Raw genomic sequence first — 15952 nt, 5'->3', positions numbered from 1 at the left:
CAGTTAGGACCACCGTGCGCCGCACCGCCGGTTTGCTTCTCACCCTGCCGTTGCTGCTCGCGGTCGCCTGCAGCAGCTCGACCAAGGCGCCCGGCCCGGCGACGCCGTCCACCGCGACCGCCGCTCCGACGGTGCCCGCGCCGGTCTCCGAGGCCTCGCCGATGCCCACTCTTTCGGGTGGCGGTTTCGGCAGCAAGGCCACCATCACCATCCCCGAGGGGCAGCGGCCCAGCGGCCAGTTCGTGGTGAACACCGTGGTCGAGGGCGACCGGTCGACGGTCAACAAGGGTGACTGGGTGACCGTCAACTACTCGGCGAAGGACTGGACCACCGGCAAGGACCTGCCCAGCTCGTACGACCCGAGCGGCAAGCCGCAGCTCTACCAGGCCGGCAGCGGGCAGCTGGTGCCGGCGCTGGACCAGAGCGTGATCGGCAAGAAGGTGGGAACCCGGCTGCTGGTGGTGGCCCCGCCGGCGGCGGCCTTCGCGGACAAGGGCTCCGGCCAGCTGGGTGTGGGCCCGGGGGACACCGTGGTGTTCCTGCTGGACATCATGGACAGCCTGCCGCCGGACTCCACCCTGAGCGGGAACATGACCGAGCCCGCCGCGACGCTGCCGCAGGTCAAGGACAACGGCAAGGCGCCGGTGACGATCACCGTCCCGGCCGGGCAGGCCGCGCCCACCGACCTGCAGCAGGCGGTGCTGATCAAGGGCGAGGGCAAGCAGGTCAAGAGCGGGCAGACCCTGGTGGTGCAGTACACCGGGGTGCTGTGGAGCAACGGGCAGCAGTTCGACTCCTCCTGGACGCACGGCGGCGCGCAGGCGGTGCAGATCGGCACCGGCAGCGTGATCGAGGGCTGGGACAAGGGCCTGGTCGGGCAGACCGTGGGCAGCCGGGTCCAGCTGGTGGTGCCGCCGGCGCTCGGCTACAAGGACCAGGCGCAGGGTGCGGTGCCGGCGAACTCCACGTTGGTCTTCGTGATCGACATCCTGGAAGCGGTCTAGCGGGCGGTCCCGGGCCTGTCCGGAGGCTCCTGTCGTCAGGCCGCAGCGTCGCGGACCCGGCAAGGATCCTCCGGGCAGGCCCTCGAAGTCACCCGGAGGATTCCGTACGCTTGGGCGGACGCTCGTACAACGACGCGTCCGCCCTCATCCTGAGCTGTCATACTGCCCTCGCACTGTGGCAGGCGCCGCCCGGCGCCGAGGTCCGGGGCGGGCGGTACGGCGGCAGAGGCCGGCGCTCACCACGCCGGGCGCATACCTGGAAGACCTCGTGGCGAGATGGATGGGGAGTCATGACTGAGAAGACGCCGAGCCCGGGCGGGGCCGGCACCGCGGCGAACGACAGCTCTGCGGGTGACCCGGCCGCCTCCCGTTCCGGCGGCCCGGCTGCCGGGGACCGCGAGTCGATCGTCGTTCCCCCGGCGATCCTGGCGCAGCAGGCCGGCTGGGCGCAGCCCGGCGAGAAGTCGCGCGCCGCGGGTGGCACCAAGACGGACGACGCCCCGCAGATCTTCGCCAGCAATGTGCGCAAGTCCGACAGCTCGGAAGCCGGGTACGACGAGAACCCGCCGAGCGTGGGCAAGCTGGGCGTGATCCTCGGCACGGTGCTGGCCGTGCTGCTGGTCGGCAGCGGCATCACGCTCTACATGGTGAACAAGGACGACTCCAAGGACAGTGCCTCGGCCGCCAAGCCGGACGCGGCCAAGACCGCGCCGCCCACGCCGAGCGCCGAGCCGGTGCCGCCGATCAAGGACACCGCCAAGGTGCTGCCGACGATCACCGGTGACTTCGGCAAGAAGGCCGACATCCAGGTGCCGGGCGACAAGTCCGACGGCTCGTTCGTGGTGAAGGTGCTGTCCGAGGGCAGCGGCCCCAAGGTGGACAAGAACTCCTGGACTTCGGTGGACTACACCGCCAAGGACTGGAACACCGGCAAGGACATCCCGAGCTCGTACGACAACAACGGCAAGCCGCAGATCTTCCAGGCCGGCACCGACGCGCTGATCCCGGCGCTGGACCAAGCCGTGATCGGGAAGAAGGCCGGGAGCCGGGTGCTGGTGGTGGCCCCGCCGGCCGCCGCCTTCGGCTCCCAGGGCAAGCCGGACATGTCGATCGGCGCCAAGGACGACCTGATCTTCGTGATCGACATCCGCAACACCAACGCGCCCGACGCGGTGGTGAGCGGCACCGTGACCCCGCCGCCGGCGGACTTCCCGCAGGTCAAGGACAACGGCAAGAAGCCGGCCGAGATCACCCCGGTGGCCGGCGCCAAGGACCCGACCGAGCTGAAGTCCCATGTCCTGATCAAGGGCACCGGGCCGGCGGTGGAGAAGGGTGAGAAGGTCGTCGTCCAGTACACCGGCGCACTGTTCAAGGACGGCAAGATCTTCGACTCCTCGCTCAGCAAGGGCCAGGCGTTCTCCTTCCCGGTCGGCGGCGGCCAGGTCATCCAGGGCTGGGACCAGGGCCTGGTGGGCCAGACCGTCGGTAGCCGGGTCGAGCTGGTGATCCCGGCCTCGCTGGGCTACGGGGACAAGGGCCAGGGCGACATCCCGCCCGGCGCGACCCTGGTCTTCGTGGTGGACATCCTGGACGCCGGTCAGGGCTGATCCACTTTCGGGTGACAATGGTCGACGTGTGACCTTCGGGTCCGGCCGCGTGGCCGGGGCCCAACGGGCGGCGGGCGCCCGTACCGTGGTCCGGGAACGGACCGGGTGCGGGCGCCCGCCGCTTGGTCGTGTAAGCAACGCGAACGTGAGAAGAGGGATTGTGAGCGTCAACCTGAACGAGAAGCCTGAGATCGACTTCCCGATCGGCGATGCCCCGACGGAGCTGCAGAAGCGTGACATCGTCGTGGGCGACGGCGAGGAGGCCAAGCCGGGTCAGATGGTCAGCGTCCGCTACGTCGGCGTGACCTTCGAGACCGGCGAGGAGTTCGACGCGAGCTGGAACCGGAGCCCCAACGAGTTCCGCTTCCCGCTGGGCGGCGGCCGCGTCATCAAGGGCTGGGACCAGGGAGTCGTCGGCATGAAGGTCGGCGGCCGCCGCGAGCTGACCATCCCCTCGCACCTGGCGTACGGCAACCAGTCGCCGACCCCGGCCATCCCGCCGGGCTCGACCCTGATCTTCGTGGTCGACCTGCTGGCCGTCTGAGTCGGCCGTGCCCGTGGGCCGGACCCCTCCGGGGGCCCGGCCCACGGGCATGTTCGGGCCCGAACGGCAGGTCGCGGCGATCAGGCGTGGGGCGCGGCTTTTGCAGTGCGTACCGCTACCGGTACGGTCGGTCCCGCCGGGTGAGGATCGCCCGGTTGGCGCACCCCGCGCGCGGCGCGGCACACCGGAAGGGTCAGCGATGGCGATCGCCAAGGCAGAGCGGCTGATGAATCTCGCCCTGTGCCTGATGAACACCAGACGTCCGCTCTCCAAGAAGGAGCTGCGGGAATCCATCGAGGCGTACCGCGAGGCCTGGCAGAACAGCAGTGAGGACGCCTTCAACCGGATGTTCGAGCGGGACAAGGACGACCTGCGCGAGCTCGGCCTGGTGATCGACGTCGACGAGAGCGCCCTGGACGGCGAGCTCGGCTACCTCGCCCGTGCCGACCGCAACCGGCTGCCCGAGATCGCGCTGGACGCCGAGGAGGCCGCCGCGCTGACCCTGGCCGCCCGGGTCTGGCAGCAGGCCAAGATGTCCGGCGCGGCCAGCGGAGCGCTGCAGAAGCTGCGCGCGGCCGGGGTGCCGTTCAGCGAGGCCGAGGGCCGTACCGCCCTGGAGCCGCGCATCCCGGCCCGGGAGGCCGCGTTCGAGCCGCTGCTCACCGCCGCCCGGGACCGCCGCCCGGTGACCTTCGAGTACCGCAAGGCCGGGGCCGCCGTCGTCGAGCAGCGCAGCGTCGAGCCGTGGGCGCTGGAGTGCTGGCGCGGGCACTGGTACCTGGCCGGCTACGACCGCGACCGGGGCGACGCCCGGGTGTTCCGGCTCAGCCGGATCACGGGCAAGGTGAAGGCGAGGAACGGGGCTTTCCTCGGAACGGTGCCCGAGCACGTCGACGTGCGGGCCACCGTGGCCAAGTTCGCCGGGGAGGGCGCCACCGCCACCGCGACCGTCCGGGTCCGCCGGGGCGCCGGCTTCCCGCTGCGCACCAAGGCGCTGAGCAGCTCCCGGGTCGACGAGGGCTGGGACGAGCTGGAGATCCCGTACGGCAACGGGCTGGGCGCCGACCTCGCCGAGTTCGGGCCGGACGTGCTGGTACTCGGGCCGGAGGAGCTGCGGGCGGATGTGATCGACCGGCTGCGGGCGGTCGCGGGGCTGGACTCGGAGGATGTGCGGGCATGAGCAATGCGATCGACCAGACGCGACGGATGCTGTCGCTGGTCACCTACCTGCGCGAGCGGCCGGGGGCCGAGGTCGCCGAGGTGGCCCGGGCCTTCGGGATCAGCGAGCGCGAGCTGATCGGGGACCTCAACGTGCTGCCGATGTGCGGCACCAGCTTCCGCGGCGGTGACCTGCTCGACATCGACACCGACGGCGAGCGGATCTGGTGGCACAACGTCGACGACGTGGCCCAGCCGCTGCGGCTGGCCGCGGACGAGGCCACCGCGCTGCTGGTGGCCGCCCGCGCGGTGGCGGGGCTGCCGGGCCTGCGGGCCGGCGACCGGGAGGCGCTCACCCGGGCCGTCGCCAAGATCGAGAACGCCGCCGGGGAGAGCGCCGAGGGCAGCGCCCGGGTCGGCGTGACCTTCGAGGCCGAGAGCCACGTCTTCGCCGACATCGACCGCGCGCTCAGCGAGGGCCGCCGGCTCTGGCTGCGGTACTACTCGCACGGGCGCGGCGGGATGACCGAGCGCGAGGTCGACCCGATCCGGCTGCTCACCGAGGGCCACACCTACCTCGAAGCCTGGTGCCGCACCTCCGAGGACCACCGCATGTTCCGGCTGGACCGGGTCGCCGAGATCCGCGTCCTGGACGTCCCGGCCGACCCGCCCCGGCGCGAGCCGCGCGACCTGAGCGGCGGGCTGGTCAACCCGGCGGCCGACGACCCCGAGGTCGTGGTGGAGGTCTCCTCCGGCGGGCGCTGGGTGGCCGAGTACTACACCCACGACCGGGCCGAGGAACTGCCCGACGGCGGGCTGCGGATCACGCTGCGCAGCGCCGACCCCTCCCAGCTGCGCCCGCTGGCGCTGCGGCTGGGCCGGGACGGCCGGATCGTCTTGCCGTCCGAGCTGGCCGAGCAGGCGCGCTCGGCCGCGCGGGAGGCGCTGGCCGCCTACGGGGAGGGGCGGGTCTGAGCGGTGGAGCCCGGGACCAGATTCAAGGTGTACTGCTCGGAGTGCCGGGAGAAGGTGGAGCTCCCCGCCGAGGAGTTCCGGCTGACCCTCGGTCGGACCACGGCGCAGGCGCACTACAGCTTCGGCTGCCCGCTCTGCGGGGCGGCGGTGCGCAAGCCGGCCGGGGAGAAGATCGTCGAGGCGCTCACCGGGGCGGGGGTCCGCACCATGCGGCTCGTCCCGGCGGAGGGGTGACGCTCACCTGGCGATAGGGTGGGGCGCATGTCCTGGATGCTCGTCGCCGCCGTCCTGCTCGCCACCGCGGGCCTGCTGGTCCTCGGGGTCCTCGCGATCCGGCTCTGGACGGACGTTCGGGCGCTGGCCAAGGGCGTGGACGCGGCCTCGCGGGCGCTGGCCGAGGCGGCGGGGGAGCTCGCCTCGGCGGTGCCGAGCCGCTAGCCGCCCGGGCCGGACCGGGTAGCACGGCTGGGCCGTCGGCAGTACGGGGGCTGCTGTACGGAGGTAGGGGCGGGTTACGCTCTCAGGAGGCTCCTGAACTGCGAACCGGGGGCCGCTGTCCTGTTCGGACGGCCGTCGTCGGGGCGTCATCCGCAGCGGTTACCATCCGCGGCGGGCGGCCTGTCGGGCCGCGGAGGCTGAAGGTGGTCGACACATGCGCTTGTCGGTGACCGCGATCGTGGTGATCGTGGTGTTCGCCATCGTGCTGTTCGGATCCAAGCGGCTGCCCGATCTGGCGCGTTCGCTGGGGCAGTCGCTGCGGATCCTGAAGAGCGAGACCAGGGCGATGCGCTCGGACAGCGCCTCGGACGGGAGCGCACCGGCGGCCGCGCCGCGGGTCGACGGTCCGGCTCAGTCGTCGGCCAAGACCATCCAGGCGGCTCCGGGCGCGTCGGCCACGGCCCGCCCGGTCGCCGGGCCGAGCGCCGGGCCGTCCGCGCCCGACGGCGACCGCCCGCACTGAGCGCGGCGCACGTGACGTGCCCGACGCACGTGGTGCAGGCGATGCACGCGACCATGGAGGCCCGTCGACCGGCGGGCCTCGACGCACGAGTTGAGGACCGGGGTTGAGCAAGCTCTCCAAGGCGCCGCAGAAGGCGCCCAAGGATCCTGAGGGGCGGATGGCCCTCGCCGACCACCTGCGGGAACTGCGCAACCGCGTGGTCAAGTCGGTCCTGGCGATCGTGCTGTTCGCGGTCATCGCGGCGATCTACCACAAGCAGATCGAGCACTTCCTGCTCCAGCCGCTGCCGCAGTGCGACAAGCAGGACGCGGGCAACTACCACGGGCGCTGCGCCCAGGTGTCCAACATCGGCCTCACCGCCGGTTTCAACTGGATGCTGAAGGTCGCGCTGACCGCGGGCGTGGTGGCGGCCGTCCCGGTCTGGCTGTACCAGGTGTGGGCCTTCGTGGCGCCCGGTCTGCACAAGCACGAGAAGAAGTACGCGATCGTCTTCATGGCCTGCGGCGCCCCGCTGTTCCTGGCGGGTGTGGCCTGCGCGATCATGGTGATGCCGACCATGGTCGAGATGCTGATCTCGTTCACCCCGAACGAGACCATGCCGATCCTGCCGCCCGAGGACTACTTCGACGTCGCCACCCGGATGGTGCTGGTCTTCGGCCTGGCCTTCGAGTTCCCGCTGCTGCTGGTGATGCTCAACATGGTCGGCATCGTGACCGGCAAGCGGCTGCTCAGCTGGTGGCGCGGGATGGTCATGGCCATCACCGTGTTCGCCGCGTTCGCGACCCCGGGCGCCGACCCGGTCAGCATGCTGCTGCTGTCGGCGCCGATCTGGGCGCTGTACTTCCTGGCGGTGGCCATCGCGCTGCTCAACGACCGGCGCAAGCGGCGCAACAACCCGGACGCCGACCTGGACGACGAGGAGGCCTCGCACCTGGACCTCACGGTGCAGGAGGTCGACGGCGCGGAGTCGGTGAGCGCCTCGGCGGCGCCGACGGCCAGTGCCGCGCCGGTGCCGGCCTCGCACCGGGAGCAGATGGACGACATCACCTGAGCTGACAGGTCTTCGTGAGGCCCCGGCCGCCGCTTCCCGCGGAGGGCCGGGGCCTTTCGCCGTCCTGTCGCGCGGAGCGGTCTTGGCACTGTTGATGGCATGTGACATATTACTGGCGTGCTGAAGACCCAGAGACCTCCCCTGGACGTCGTCGTGGTCGGCGCCGGAGTCGTCGGCGCCGCCTGCGCCTACTACGCCGCCCGCGCCGGGCTCGCCGTCGCCGTCGTCGACCGCGGGCCGGTCGCCGGAGGCACCACCGGGGCGGGCGAGGGCAACGTGCTGATCTCCGACAAGGAGCCCGGGCCCGAGCTCGACCTCGCCCTGCTCAGCGCCCGGCTCTGGCGGGACCTCGCCGAGGAGCTCGGCCCGGCCGTGGAGTACGAGCCCAAGGGCGGGGTGGTGGTCGCCGCGACGACGGCCGGGCAGGAGGCGCTGCGGGCCTTCGCCACCGGGCAGACGGCGGCCGGGGTGGCCGCCGAGGAGGTCCCCGGCGAGCGGCTGCGCGAGCTGGAGCCGCACCTCGCCCCCGGGCTGGCCGGCGGCTTCCACTACCCGCAGGACGCCCAGGTCCAGCCCGCCCTGGCCGCCGCCCACCTGCTGCGCGAGGCCCGCCGGATGGGCGCTGAGCTGATCACCGGGGAGAGCGTGACGGCGGTGGACCGGGGCCCGGACGGCGCGGTGCGCGGCGTACGGACCGACCGGCGCCGGCTGGCCGCGCCCGCCGTGGTCAATGCGGCCGGCACCTGGGGCGGCGAGCTGGCCGCCCTGGCCGGGGTGCAGCTGCCGGTGATGCCCCGGCGCGGCTTCGTCCTGGTCACCGAGCCGCTGCCGCGGATCGTCCGGCACAAGGTCTACGCCGCCGACTACGTGGCCGACGTCGCCAGCGGCTCGGCCGGGCTGCAGACCTCCGCCGTGGTCGAGGGCACCCCCGGCGGGCCGGTGCTGATCGGGGCCAGCCGGGAGCGGGTGGGCTTCGACCGCACCCTCTCCCAGGAGGTGCTGTGCCGACTGGCCGGCCAGGCCGCGGAGCTGTTCCCGGTGCTCGCGGACGTCGTCGTGATGCGCGTCTACCGGGGCTTCCGTCCGTACCTGCCGGACCACCTGCCCGCCGTCGGGGCGGACCCCCGGGTGCCCGGGCTCTACCACGCCTGCGGGCACGAGGGGGCCGGGATCGGGCTGGCGCCGGCCACCGGGCTGCTGATCAGCGAGCAGCTGACCGGGAAGCAGCCGGAGCTGGACCTCGCGCCGTTCCGTGCGGACCGGTTCCCGGCCGCGTGAGACTCCTTGGAGAAGCTGTGAACCGTCGTCGCCGCACCCCCGCCGGGCTGGTCGAGGCCGAGCCCGGGCCCGCCCACCACATCGAGTTCGACGGGCGGCCGGTCCGCGCCCTGTCCGGGCAGTCGATCGCCGCCGCGCTCTGGGCCGACGGTGTGCTCGCCTGGCGCACCACCCGGGTCGGCGGGCGGCCGCGCGGGGTGTTCTGCGGGATCGGCGCCTGCTTCGACTGCCTGGCCACCGTGAACGGCCGGGCCAACCAGCGCACCTGCCTGTTGCCCGCCGAGCCGGGCACCGTCGTCACCACCCAGGAGGGCCACGGCCGTGCCGACCTCGCAGTCTGACACCCGCTACGACCTCGCGGTGGTCGGGGCCGGGCCAGCCGGGCTGGCCGCCGCCGTCACCGCCGCCGACCTCGGACTGCGCTGCGTCCTGCTGGACGGCGGGCAGACCACCGGCGGGCAGTACTACCGGCACCCGGCGCCCGGCCTGGGCGCGGCCCGGCCGGACCGGCTGCACCACGGGTGGTCGGTCTACACCGGGCTGGCCGCGCGGCTCGCCGCCGCCGAGCGGGCCGAGTTCCGGGGCGGCCACCAGGTCTGGGCGCTGGAGCGGATCGCAGACGGCTTCGCGGTGCACGTCACCCGCGGGCCCGAGGCCTGTGACCGGGACACCGTCCGGGCCCGGTCGGTGCTGCTCGCCACCGGGGCGTACGAGCGGCAGCTGCCCTTCCCCGGCTGGACCCTGCCCGGGGTGGTCACCGCGGGCGGCGCGCAGGCGATGCTCAAGGCCGGGCTGGTACTGCCCGGGAGGCGGATCGTGGTGGCCGGCAGCGGACCGCTGCTGCTCGCGGCGGCCTCCTCGCTGGTCAGCGCCGGGGCGGAGGTCCCCGCGGTGGTCGAGGCGAGTGACTACCTCGGGTACGCCCGGCGCCCCGGCGTGCTGGCGGCCGTCCCCGCCAAGCTGGTCGAGGGCGCCGGGCACGGCAGCGCGCTGCTGCGGCACCGGGTCCGGCTGCGGCGGCGGAGCGCCGTCGTGGAGGTGCACGGGACGGACCGGGTCACCGGCGTCACGGTGGCCCGGCTGGACGTCGACTGGCGGCCGCGGCCCGGCACCGAGCGGCGGATCGACTGTGACGCGCTCGCCGTCGGGCACGGGCTGCTGCCGCAGATCGACCTCGCCACTGAGCTGGGCGCGGACACCGAGACCGGGCCGGACGGGGCGGTCGCGCTGCGGGTGGACGCCGGGCTGGCCACCTCGGTGCCGGGCCTGTGGTCGGCGGGGGAGACCAATGGCGTCGGCGGCGCGGACCTCGCGCTGGCCGAGGGGGAGTTGGCCGCGCACGCGATCGCCGGGGTGCCGCCGGAGCCCGCGCTGCTGCGCCGCCAGGCGCGGCTGCGGGCCTTCGCCGAGCTGATGGCGGGCGCCCACCGGCCGGGGGTCGGCTGGACCGGGTGGCTGCGGCCGGACACCGATGTGTGCCGGTGCGAGGAGGTCCCGGTCGCGCGGGTGCGGGAGGCGGTGGAGGAACTGGGCGCGGGCGATCCGCGGACCGTCAAGCTGCTCACCCGGGCGGGGATGGGCTGGTGCCAGGGGCGGATGTGCGGTCCGGCGGTGGCCTGTCTGTCGGGTGCCGCGGGATCGGGCGCTGTGGGATCGGGTGCTGCGGGTCCGGACCGGCGGCCGCTGGCCTGCCCGGTGCCGCTGTCGCAGCTGGCGGCGGGGGGCTCGGGTCCGGCGCCATCCTCGGCCTCAGCGTCGGATTCGGCCTCGGGTGACGACTGGCCCGTCAGTCCGTAGGTCCGTCGAACGTGCGGGGCGGGGACCCTTGTCTCCGACCTGTTTTCGTTTATAAAATGTCACACCTCACCAAGGAGCTCAACGTGTCCATCACCCAGCACGACACCACCCGTCCCTGGCGCGGCATCATGGTCGCCACCGCGATCCCGCTGCGCCCGGACCTCTCCGTCGACTACGACGCCTACGCCGAGCACGTCCGCTGGCTGATCGAGTCCGGCTGCGACGGCGTCGTCCCCAACGGCTCGCTGGGTGAGTACCAGACGCTCACCGCCGAGGAGCGCGCCCGGGTCGTCGAGGTGGCGATCGAGGCGGCCGGCGACGGCTCCCGGGTCATGCCCGGAGTCGCCGCTTACGGCAGCGCCGAGTCCCGCCGCTGGGCCGAGCAGGCCGCCGAGGCCGGGGCGGGCTCCGTCCTGCTGCTGCCGCCGAACGCCTACCGGGCCGACCACGACTCGGTGCGCGCACACTACGCGGAGGTCGCCAAGGCCGGCCTGCCGATCGTCGCGTACAACAACCCGATCGACACCAAGGTCGACCTGGTGCCGGCACTGCTCGCCCAACTGCACGGCGAGGGCTCGATCGTGGCGGTCAAGGAGTTCAGCGGGGACGTCCGCCGGGCGTACGAACTCGCCGAGCTGGCCCCCGGGTTGGACCTGCTGATCGGGGCCGACGACGTGCTGCTGGAGCTGGCGCTGGCCGGTGCGGTCGGCTGGATCGCCGGGTACCCGAACGCGCTGCCGGAGGCCTCGGTGGCGCTCTACGACGCGGCCGTCAAGCGCGACGTGGAGACCGCGCTGCCGCTGTACAAGTCGCTGCACCCGCTGCTGCGTTGGGACTCCAAGACCGAGTTCGTCCAGGCCATCAAGCTGTCCATGGACATCGCCGGGCGCCCCGGCGGGCCGGTCCGGGCGCCGCGGCAGCCGCTGGTGCCGGAGGTCGAGGCGGCCGTGCGCGCGGCCACCGAGAAGGCTCTGGCCGAGGGGCTCGCGTAGTCCACCGACCTCCGGCCGGCTGCGGCGGCAGCCGGCCTCCATCGACCGACACCCCCATGGGAGTTGTGAGCCATGCGCAGCCGTCACGTGTTCCACGCCGTCGACTCGCACACCGAGGGCATGCCGACCCGGGTGATCACCGGCGGCTTCGGCGTCATCCCCGGCGCCACGATGGCCGAACGCCGGGTGCACTTCCAGCAGCACCTGGACCACTTCCGCACCCTGCTGATGTACGAGCCGCGCGGCCACGCGGCGATGAGCGGCGCCGTCCTGCAGCCGCCGACCCGGCCGGACGCCGACTTCGGGGTGCTCTACATCGAGGTCTCCGGGCTGCTGCCGATGTGCGGGCACGGCACCATCGGGGTGGCCACCGTGCTGGTCGAGACCGGAATGGTGCCGGTGGTCGAGCCGGTCACCACGGTGCGGCTGGACACGCCCGCCGGGCTGGTGATCGCCGAGGTGCGGGTCGAGGACGGCGCCGCCAAGGCGGTGACCATCCGCAACGTGGCCTCGTACTCCGTCGCGCTGGACCGCAAGATCGAGGTGCCCGGCTACGGCACGGTCGGCTACGACCTCGCGTACGGCGGCAACTTCTACGCCATCCTGCCGCTCGCCGAGTTCGGGCTGCCGTTCGAGCGCGAGCACAAGCAGGACATCCTGGACGCCGGCCTCGCGCTGATGGCCGCGATCAACGCGGGCCCCGACCGGCCGGTGCACCCGGAGGACCCTTCCATCCACAGCTGCCACCACGTCCAGCTGCTCGCCCCCGGCTCCACCGCCGAGCACTCCCGGCACGCGATGGCCATCCACCCCGGTTGGTTCGACCGCTCACCCTGCGGCACCGGCACCTCGGCGCGGATGGCGCAGCTGCACGCGCGCGGCGAACTGCCGCTGGGGCGGGACTTCCGCAACGACTCCTTCATCGGGACGACCTTCACCGGGCGGCTGGTCGAGGAGACCGAGGTGGCCGGGCGACCCGCGGTGGTGCCCACCGTCACCGGGCGGGCCTGGATCACCGGCACCGCCCAGTACTTCCTCGACCCGGACGACCCGTTCCCGGCGGGCTTCCTGCTCTGATCCGTTCAACTCATTTGGAAGGGCTGCTGGTTGTGACCATCACCTCGTACAACCCCGCCGATCCGGGCGACCTGGTGGTCGCCGTCGAGGACCCCGGCGCCGAGGCCGTGCGGTCCGCCGTCGGACGCTCCCGGGCCGCGCAGAGCGGCTGGCTCGGGGCCGGGGCGGGCGCCCGGTCGGCGGCGCTGGGACGGATCGCCGAGGCGGTCGAGGCGCACGCGGAGGAACTGGCCGCGCTGATCGTGCGCGAGGTCGGCAAGCCGCTCGCCGAGGCACGAGGCGAGGTCGCCCGGACCGCGGCGATCTGGCGGTACTACGCACAGGCGCCGTACGCACCGTCCGGGGCGGTGCACGAGACCGCCGCGGGGCCCGGGCTGCTGCTCACCCGGCGGCGCCCGTACGGGGTGGCCGGGCTGATCGCGCCGTGGAACTTCCCGCTGGCGATCCCGAGCTGGAAGGCCGCGCCGGCGCTGGCGGTCGGGAACACGGTGGTGCTCAAGCCCGCGCCGGAGGCGACGGCTTGCGCGCTGCGGCTGGCGGAGCTGGCCGAGCTGCCCGCCGAGGTGTTCACGGTGCTGCCGGGCGGGGCCGAGGAGGGCGCGGCGCTGGTCGACGCGGCGGACGTGGTGTCCTTCACCGGCTCGACCGGGGTCGGGCGGGCCGTGGTGCGGGCGGCCACCGGGCGCGGGGTGCCGGTGCAGGCCGAACTCGGCGGACTGAACGCCGCGTTGGTACTACCGGACGCGGATGTGGAGCTGGCCGCGGCCCACATCGCGGCCGCCGTGGCCGGGTACGCCGGGCAGAAGTGCACCGCCACCAGCCGGGTGATCGCGGTCGGCGCGGTCTACGAGCCGCTGCGCGAGGCGCTGGTCAAGGCGCTGGCGGCGGTGGACGACGCGGTGTGCGGGCCGGTGATCAACGCCGCCGCGCGGGAGCGGTTGACGGGGGCGGTCTCCTCGGCGGTCGAGGCCGGGGCGACCGTGCTGACCGGCGGGCGGGTGCCCGAGCGGGCCGGCTGGTACGTCGAGCCGACCCTGCTCACCGACGTACCGGGCGAACACCCTTTGGCGCGCGAGGAGTTCTTCGGACCGGTCGCGGTGCTGCACGCGGTGGCCGACCTGGACGAGGCGATCGCACTCGCCAACGACACCCCGCACAGCCTCGCCACCTCGGTGCACACCCGCAGCCTGGACGTGGCGCTGGCCGCCGCAGACCGGCTGGACGCGGGCATGATCAGGGTCAACGCCCCCTCCAGCGGCGTCGACTTCCACCTGCCCTTCGGGGGGACCAAGGGCGCGAGCCACGGCGACCGCGAACAGGGCCAGGCGGCAATGGATTTCTACACCGTGAGCCGGACGGTCAGCGTGCTGCCGGGCGGGGGCGCCTGATGGACGTCCGTACCGTCGACTACCACGCGGCCGGCGAGCCGTTCCGGATCGTGCTGGACGGCGCGCCGCTGGTCCCCGGCGACAGCGTCGCCGAGCGCCGGGCCATCGCGCTCGGCGCGGGCGGCAGCGCCACCGCGCCCCGGCCGAGCGCGCTGGACGCCGTTCGGCAGCTGCTCGTCCGGGAGCCGCGCGGGCACGCCGGGATGTACGGCGGGTTCCTGGTGCCGCCGGACGACGACGAGGCGCACCTGGGCGTGCTGTTCTGGCACAAGGACGGCTACTCGACGGCCTGCGGGCACGGCACCATCGCGCTCGGCGCCTGGGCGGTGGACTCCGGGCTGGTTCCGGCCCCGGTGGACGGCGTGGCGCGGGTGCGGATCGACGTGCCGTCGGGGCGGGTCACCGCGCTGGTGCACCGCACCGGCGGGCGCACCACCGGGGTCACCTTCCGCAATGTGCCCAGCCGGGTCAGCGCGTTGAAGCTGCCGGTGACCACCTCGCGCGGGGTGGTGGAGGTCGCGGTGGCGCACTCCGGGGCGTGCTACGCCTCGGTGCCGGCGGCGGCGCTCGGGCTCGCGGTGGAGCCCGGGCTGCTGCCCGAACTCACCGCCACGGGGTGGGAGATCAGGGCGCTGCTGGCCGGCTCGGAGGCGGTCGCCCATCCGACGGACGCGCGGCTGTCGGGGGTGTACGGGGTGGTGCTGTACGACGAACAGCCCTCTGAAGGCGGCGTGTTGAGCCAGCGGAACGTCGTCGTGTTCGCGGACGGGCAGATCGACCGCTCGCCCTGCGGCTCCGGCACCTCCGCCCGGCTCGCCGTGCTCGCCGCCGAGGGGCGGCTCGCGTCGGGGGAGGAGCTGCGGCACGAGTCGATCACCGGCACGGTGTTCACCGGGCGGGTGCTCGCCGGCGGCGACCCGCTGGGGGAGGGCGTGGTCACCGAGGTGACCGGGACGGCGTACCGCACCGGGGAGCACCGCTTCGTCCTGGAGCCCGGGGACTCGCTGGGCACGGGGTTCCTGCTGTGACCGGCTCCGTACTGCCCGGCGCGGCGACTGAGCCGCTCCAGTGCACCGTGCCGGGCACCGGCGGGGTCGGGCCCGCCGGGGCGGTGGGGGCGATCGAGCGGGTGCTGCTGGACGGGTTCGACCCGGAGGCGGCGCCCGCCCGGTCGGCCGTGGCGGTGCCGGCGGGGGAGCTGCTGCTGATGCCGGCCGCTGCCGGCCCGTACGCGGGCGTCAAGATCGCTGGGGTGGCGCCGGGCAACCCGGCGCTCGGACTGCCCCGGATCACCGGCAGCTATCTGCTGCTGGACGGGGCCACCTTGCAGCCGCTGGCAGTGCTGGACGGTGCGGCCCTCACGGCCCTGCGCACGCCCGCCGTGACGGCGGCGGCGCTGGCGCGGCTCGCGGCGCCGGAGGCCGAGCACCTGGTGGTGTTCGGCTCCGGCCCGCAGGCCTACGGGCACCTGGGCGCGCTGCTGGCCGTCCGGCCGCTGCGCCGGCTCACCGTGGTGGCGCGCGATCCCGGTCGGGCCGGGGCGCTGGCGGCGTACGGGCGGGGGCTCGGGCTTTCCGCCGGCGTGGGTGGGCCGGAGGCGGTCGGGCGGGCGGATCTGGTGGTCTGCTGCACCACCGCGCGGACGCCCCTGTTCGACGGTGCGCTGGTGCCCGCGCACGCGGCCGTCGCGGCGGTCGGCTCGCACGAGCCGGACGCGCGGGAGGTGGACGAGGTGCTGATCGGGCGGGCCGAGCTGTACGTGGAGGCGCGGACGGTCGCAGCCAGGGAGGCCGGGGATCTGGTGATGGCGGGCGTGGCCGGGCGGCAGGTCTGGAACCTGGCCGAGCTGGTGCGCGGGGACGCGCTGGTGCCGGGCGGGCGGCCGCGGTTCTTCAAGAGCGTCGGGATGGCGTGGGAGGACCTGGCGGTGGCGGCGGAGGTGTACCGGGACTTCCGGGGAGCCTGAGGTTCACCGAGGAAGCCGGAGCCGGCCCGGCGGGAAGGGATCGCCCGCTGGGCCGGCTTCTTCCTGTGTCGCGAGCGGGGTAGATCGTGTGCCGTCAGCCGTTGTCACGGCCGACGGCCGCTGCCACCATGAGCCTCGGCGGGGTTGACGGGGT

Annotated in this window: 17 protein-coding genes; all 17 read left to right on the top strand. The window is 74.0% G+C overall.

The window, feature by feature from the left end:
* Positions 1-14: 14 nt before the first annotated feature.
* The 17 genes from ACWC9T_RS16125 (at position 15) to ACWC9T_RS16045 (ending at position 15798) form a co-directional block, all read left to right on the top strand.
* On the top strand, positions 15-1004 hold the full coding sequence (locus ACWC9T_RS16125; RefSeq protein WP_449821680.1) for an FKBP-type peptidyl-prolyl cis-trans isomerase: 990 nt from the start codon (positions 15-17) through the stop codon (positions 1002-1004).
* Positions 1005-1294: 290 nt separating this feature from the next.
* On the top strand, positions 1295-2611 hold the full coding sequence (locus ACWC9T_RS16120) for an FKBP-type peptidyl-prolyl cis-trans isomerase (RefSeq protein ID WP_449821679.1): 1317 nt from the start codon (positions 1295-1297) through the stop codon (positions 2609-2611).
* Between the two features lie 160 nt (positions 2612-2771).
* Positions 2772-3155 (top strand): FKBP-type peptidyl-prolyl cis-trans isomerase, encoded by a 384-nt coding sequence (locus ACWC9T_RS16115; protein WP_396249413.1) that lies wholly within the window; start codon positions 2772-2774, stop codon positions 3153-3155.
* 199 nt (positions 3156-3354) lie between these two features.
* Positions 3355-4335 carry a helix-turn-helix transcriptional regulator gene (locus tag ACWC9T_RS16110; protein WP_449821678.1) on the top strand — a complete coding sequence of 327 codons (981 nt, stop codon included), beginning with the start codon at positions 3355-3357 and terminating at the stop codon, positions 4333-4335.
* A complete protein-coding gene (locus ACWC9T_RS16105) occupies positions 4332-5288 on the top strand; it encodes a helix-turn-helix transcriptional regulator (protein ID WP_449821677.1) in 957 nt (318 codons plus the stop codon). The genes ACWC9T_RS16110 and ACWC9T_RS16105 overlap by 4 nt, the downstream gene beginning before the upstream one ends.
* 27 nt (positions 5289-5315) lie before the next feature.
* A complete protein-coding gene (locus ACWC9T_RS16100; RefSeq protein ID WP_449821676.1) occupies positions 5316-5522 on the top strand; it encodes a hypothetical protein in 207 nt (68 codons plus the stop codon).
* A gap of 27 nt (positions 5523-5549) precedes the next feature.
* A complete protein-coding gene (locus tag ACWC9T_RS16095; RefSeq protein WP_449821675.1) occupies positions 5550-5726 on the top strand; it encodes a hypothetical protein in 177 nt (58 codons plus the stop codon).
* 214 nt (positions 5727-5940) lie between these two features.
* Positions 5941-6249 carry a Sec-independent protein translocase subunit TatA gene (gene tatA, locus ACWC9T_RS16090; protein ID WP_449821674.1) on the top strand — a complete coding sequence of 103 codons (309 nt, stop codon included), beginning with the start codon at positions 5941-5943 and terminating at the stop codon, positions 6247-6249.
* Between the two features lie 157 nt (positions 6250-6406).
* Positions 6407-7300 carry a twin-arginine translocase subunit TatC gene (gene tatC, locus ACWC9T_RS16085; protein WP_449821710.1) on the top strand — a complete coding sequence of 298 codons (894 nt, stop codon included), beginning with the start codon at positions 6407-6409 and terminating at the stop codon, positions 7298-7300.
* Positions 7301-7417: 117 nt separating this feature from the next.
* Entirely contained in the window at positions 7418-8578 is a 1161-nt protein-coding gene (locus ACWC9T_RS16080; RefSeq protein WP_449821673.1) for an NAD(P)/FAD-dependent oxidoreductase, read from the top strand.
* A 17-nt stretch (positions 8579-8595) separates the two neighbouring features.
* Positions 8596-8919, top strand: a complete 324-nt coding sequence (locus tag ACWC9T_RS16075; RefSeq protein ID WP_449821672.1) for a (2Fe-2S)-binding protein — start codon at positions 8596-8598, stop codon at positions 8917-8919.
* Positions 8900-10375 carry an FAD/NAD(P)-dependent oxidoreductase gene (locus ACWC9T_RS16070; protein ID WP_449821671.1) on the top strand — a complete coding sequence of 492 codons (1476 nt, stop codon included), beginning with the start codon at positions 8900-8902 and terminating at the stop codon, positions 10373-10375. Before ACWC9T_RS16075 ends, ACWC9T_RS16070 begins: the two co-directional genes overlap by 20 nt.
* 128 nt (positions 10376-10503) lie before the next feature.
* Positions 10504-11367 carry a dihydrodipicolinate synthase family protein gene (locus ACWC9T_RS16065; RefSeq protein WP_449821709.1) on the top strand — a complete coding sequence of 288 codons (864 nt, stop codon included), beginning with the start codon at positions 10504-10506 and terminating at the stop codon, positions 11365-11367.
* Positions 11368-11439: 72 nt separating this feature from the next.
* Positions 11440-12444, top strand: a complete 1005-nt coding sequence (locus tag ACWC9T_RS16060) for a proline racemase family protein (RefSeq protein WP_449821670.1) — start codon at positions 11440-11442, stop codon at positions 12442-12444.
* Between the two features lie 26 nt (positions 12445-12470).
* Complete coding sequence (locus tag ACWC9T_RS16055; RefSeq protein ID WP_449821708.1) at positions 12471-13832, top strand: aldehyde dehydrogenase family protein; 1362 nt, start codon at positions 12471-12473, stop codon at positions 13830-13832.
* Positions 13832-14860 carry a proline racemase family protein gene (locus tag ACWC9T_RS16050; protein ID WP_449821669.1) on the top strand — a complete coding sequence of 343 codons (1029 nt, stop codon included), beginning with the start codon at positions 13832-13834 and terminating at the stop codon, positions 14858-14860. Before ACWC9T_RS16055 ends, ACWC9T_RS16050 begins: the two co-directional genes overlap by 1 nt.
* Complete coding sequence (locus ACWC9T_RS16045) at positions 14857-15798, top strand: ornithine cyclodeaminase family protein (protein ID WP_449821668.1); 942 nt, start codon at positions 14857-14859, stop codon at positions 15796-15798. Before ACWC9T_RS16050 ends, ACWC9T_RS16045 begins: the two co-directional genes overlap by 4 nt.
* Positions 15799-15952: the final 154 nt, after the last annotated feature.

Source organism: Kitasatospora sp. NPDC001159 (assembly GCF_053598235.1).
This window is presented reverse-complemented; position numbering and strand designations above follow the sequence as displayed.

Coding starts and splice junctions, on each gene's coding strand:
- ACWC9T_RS16050 (WP_449821669.1), top strand. CDS start 13,832: ATGGACGTCCGTACCGTCGACTACCACGCGGCCGGCGAGCCGTTCCGG.
- ACWC9T_RS16095 (WP_449821675.1), top strand. CDS start 5,550: ATGTCCTGGATGCTCGTCGCCGCCGTCCTGCTCGCCACCGCGGGCCTG.
- ACWC9T_RS16110 (WP_449821678.1), top strand. CDS start 3,355: ATGGCGATCGCCAAGGCAGAGCGGCTGATGAATCTCGCCCTGTGCCTG.
- ACWC9T_RS16060 (WP_449821670.1), top strand. CDS start 11,440: ATGCGCAGCCGTCACGTGTTCCACGCCGTCGACTCGCACACCGAGGGC.
- tatC (WP_449821710.1), top strand. CDS start 6,407: ATGGCCCTCGCCGACCACCTGCGGGAACTGCGCAACCGCGTGGTCAAG.
- ACWC9T_RS16105 (WP_449821677.1), top strand. CDS start 4,332: ATGAGCAATGCGATCGACCAGACGCGACGGATGCTGTCGCTGGTCACC.
- ACWC9T_RS16065 (WP_449821709.1), top strand. CDS start 10,504: ATGGTCGCCACCGCGATCCCGCTGCGCCCGGACCTCTCCGTCGACTAC.
- tatA (WP_449821674.1), top strand. CDS start 5,941: ATGCGCTTGTCGGTGACCGCGATCGTGGTGATCGTGGTGTTCGCCATC.
- ACWC9T_RS16120 (WP_449821679.1), top strand. CDS start 1,295: ATGACTGAGAAGACGCCGAGCCCGGGCGGGGCCGGCACCGCGGCGAAC.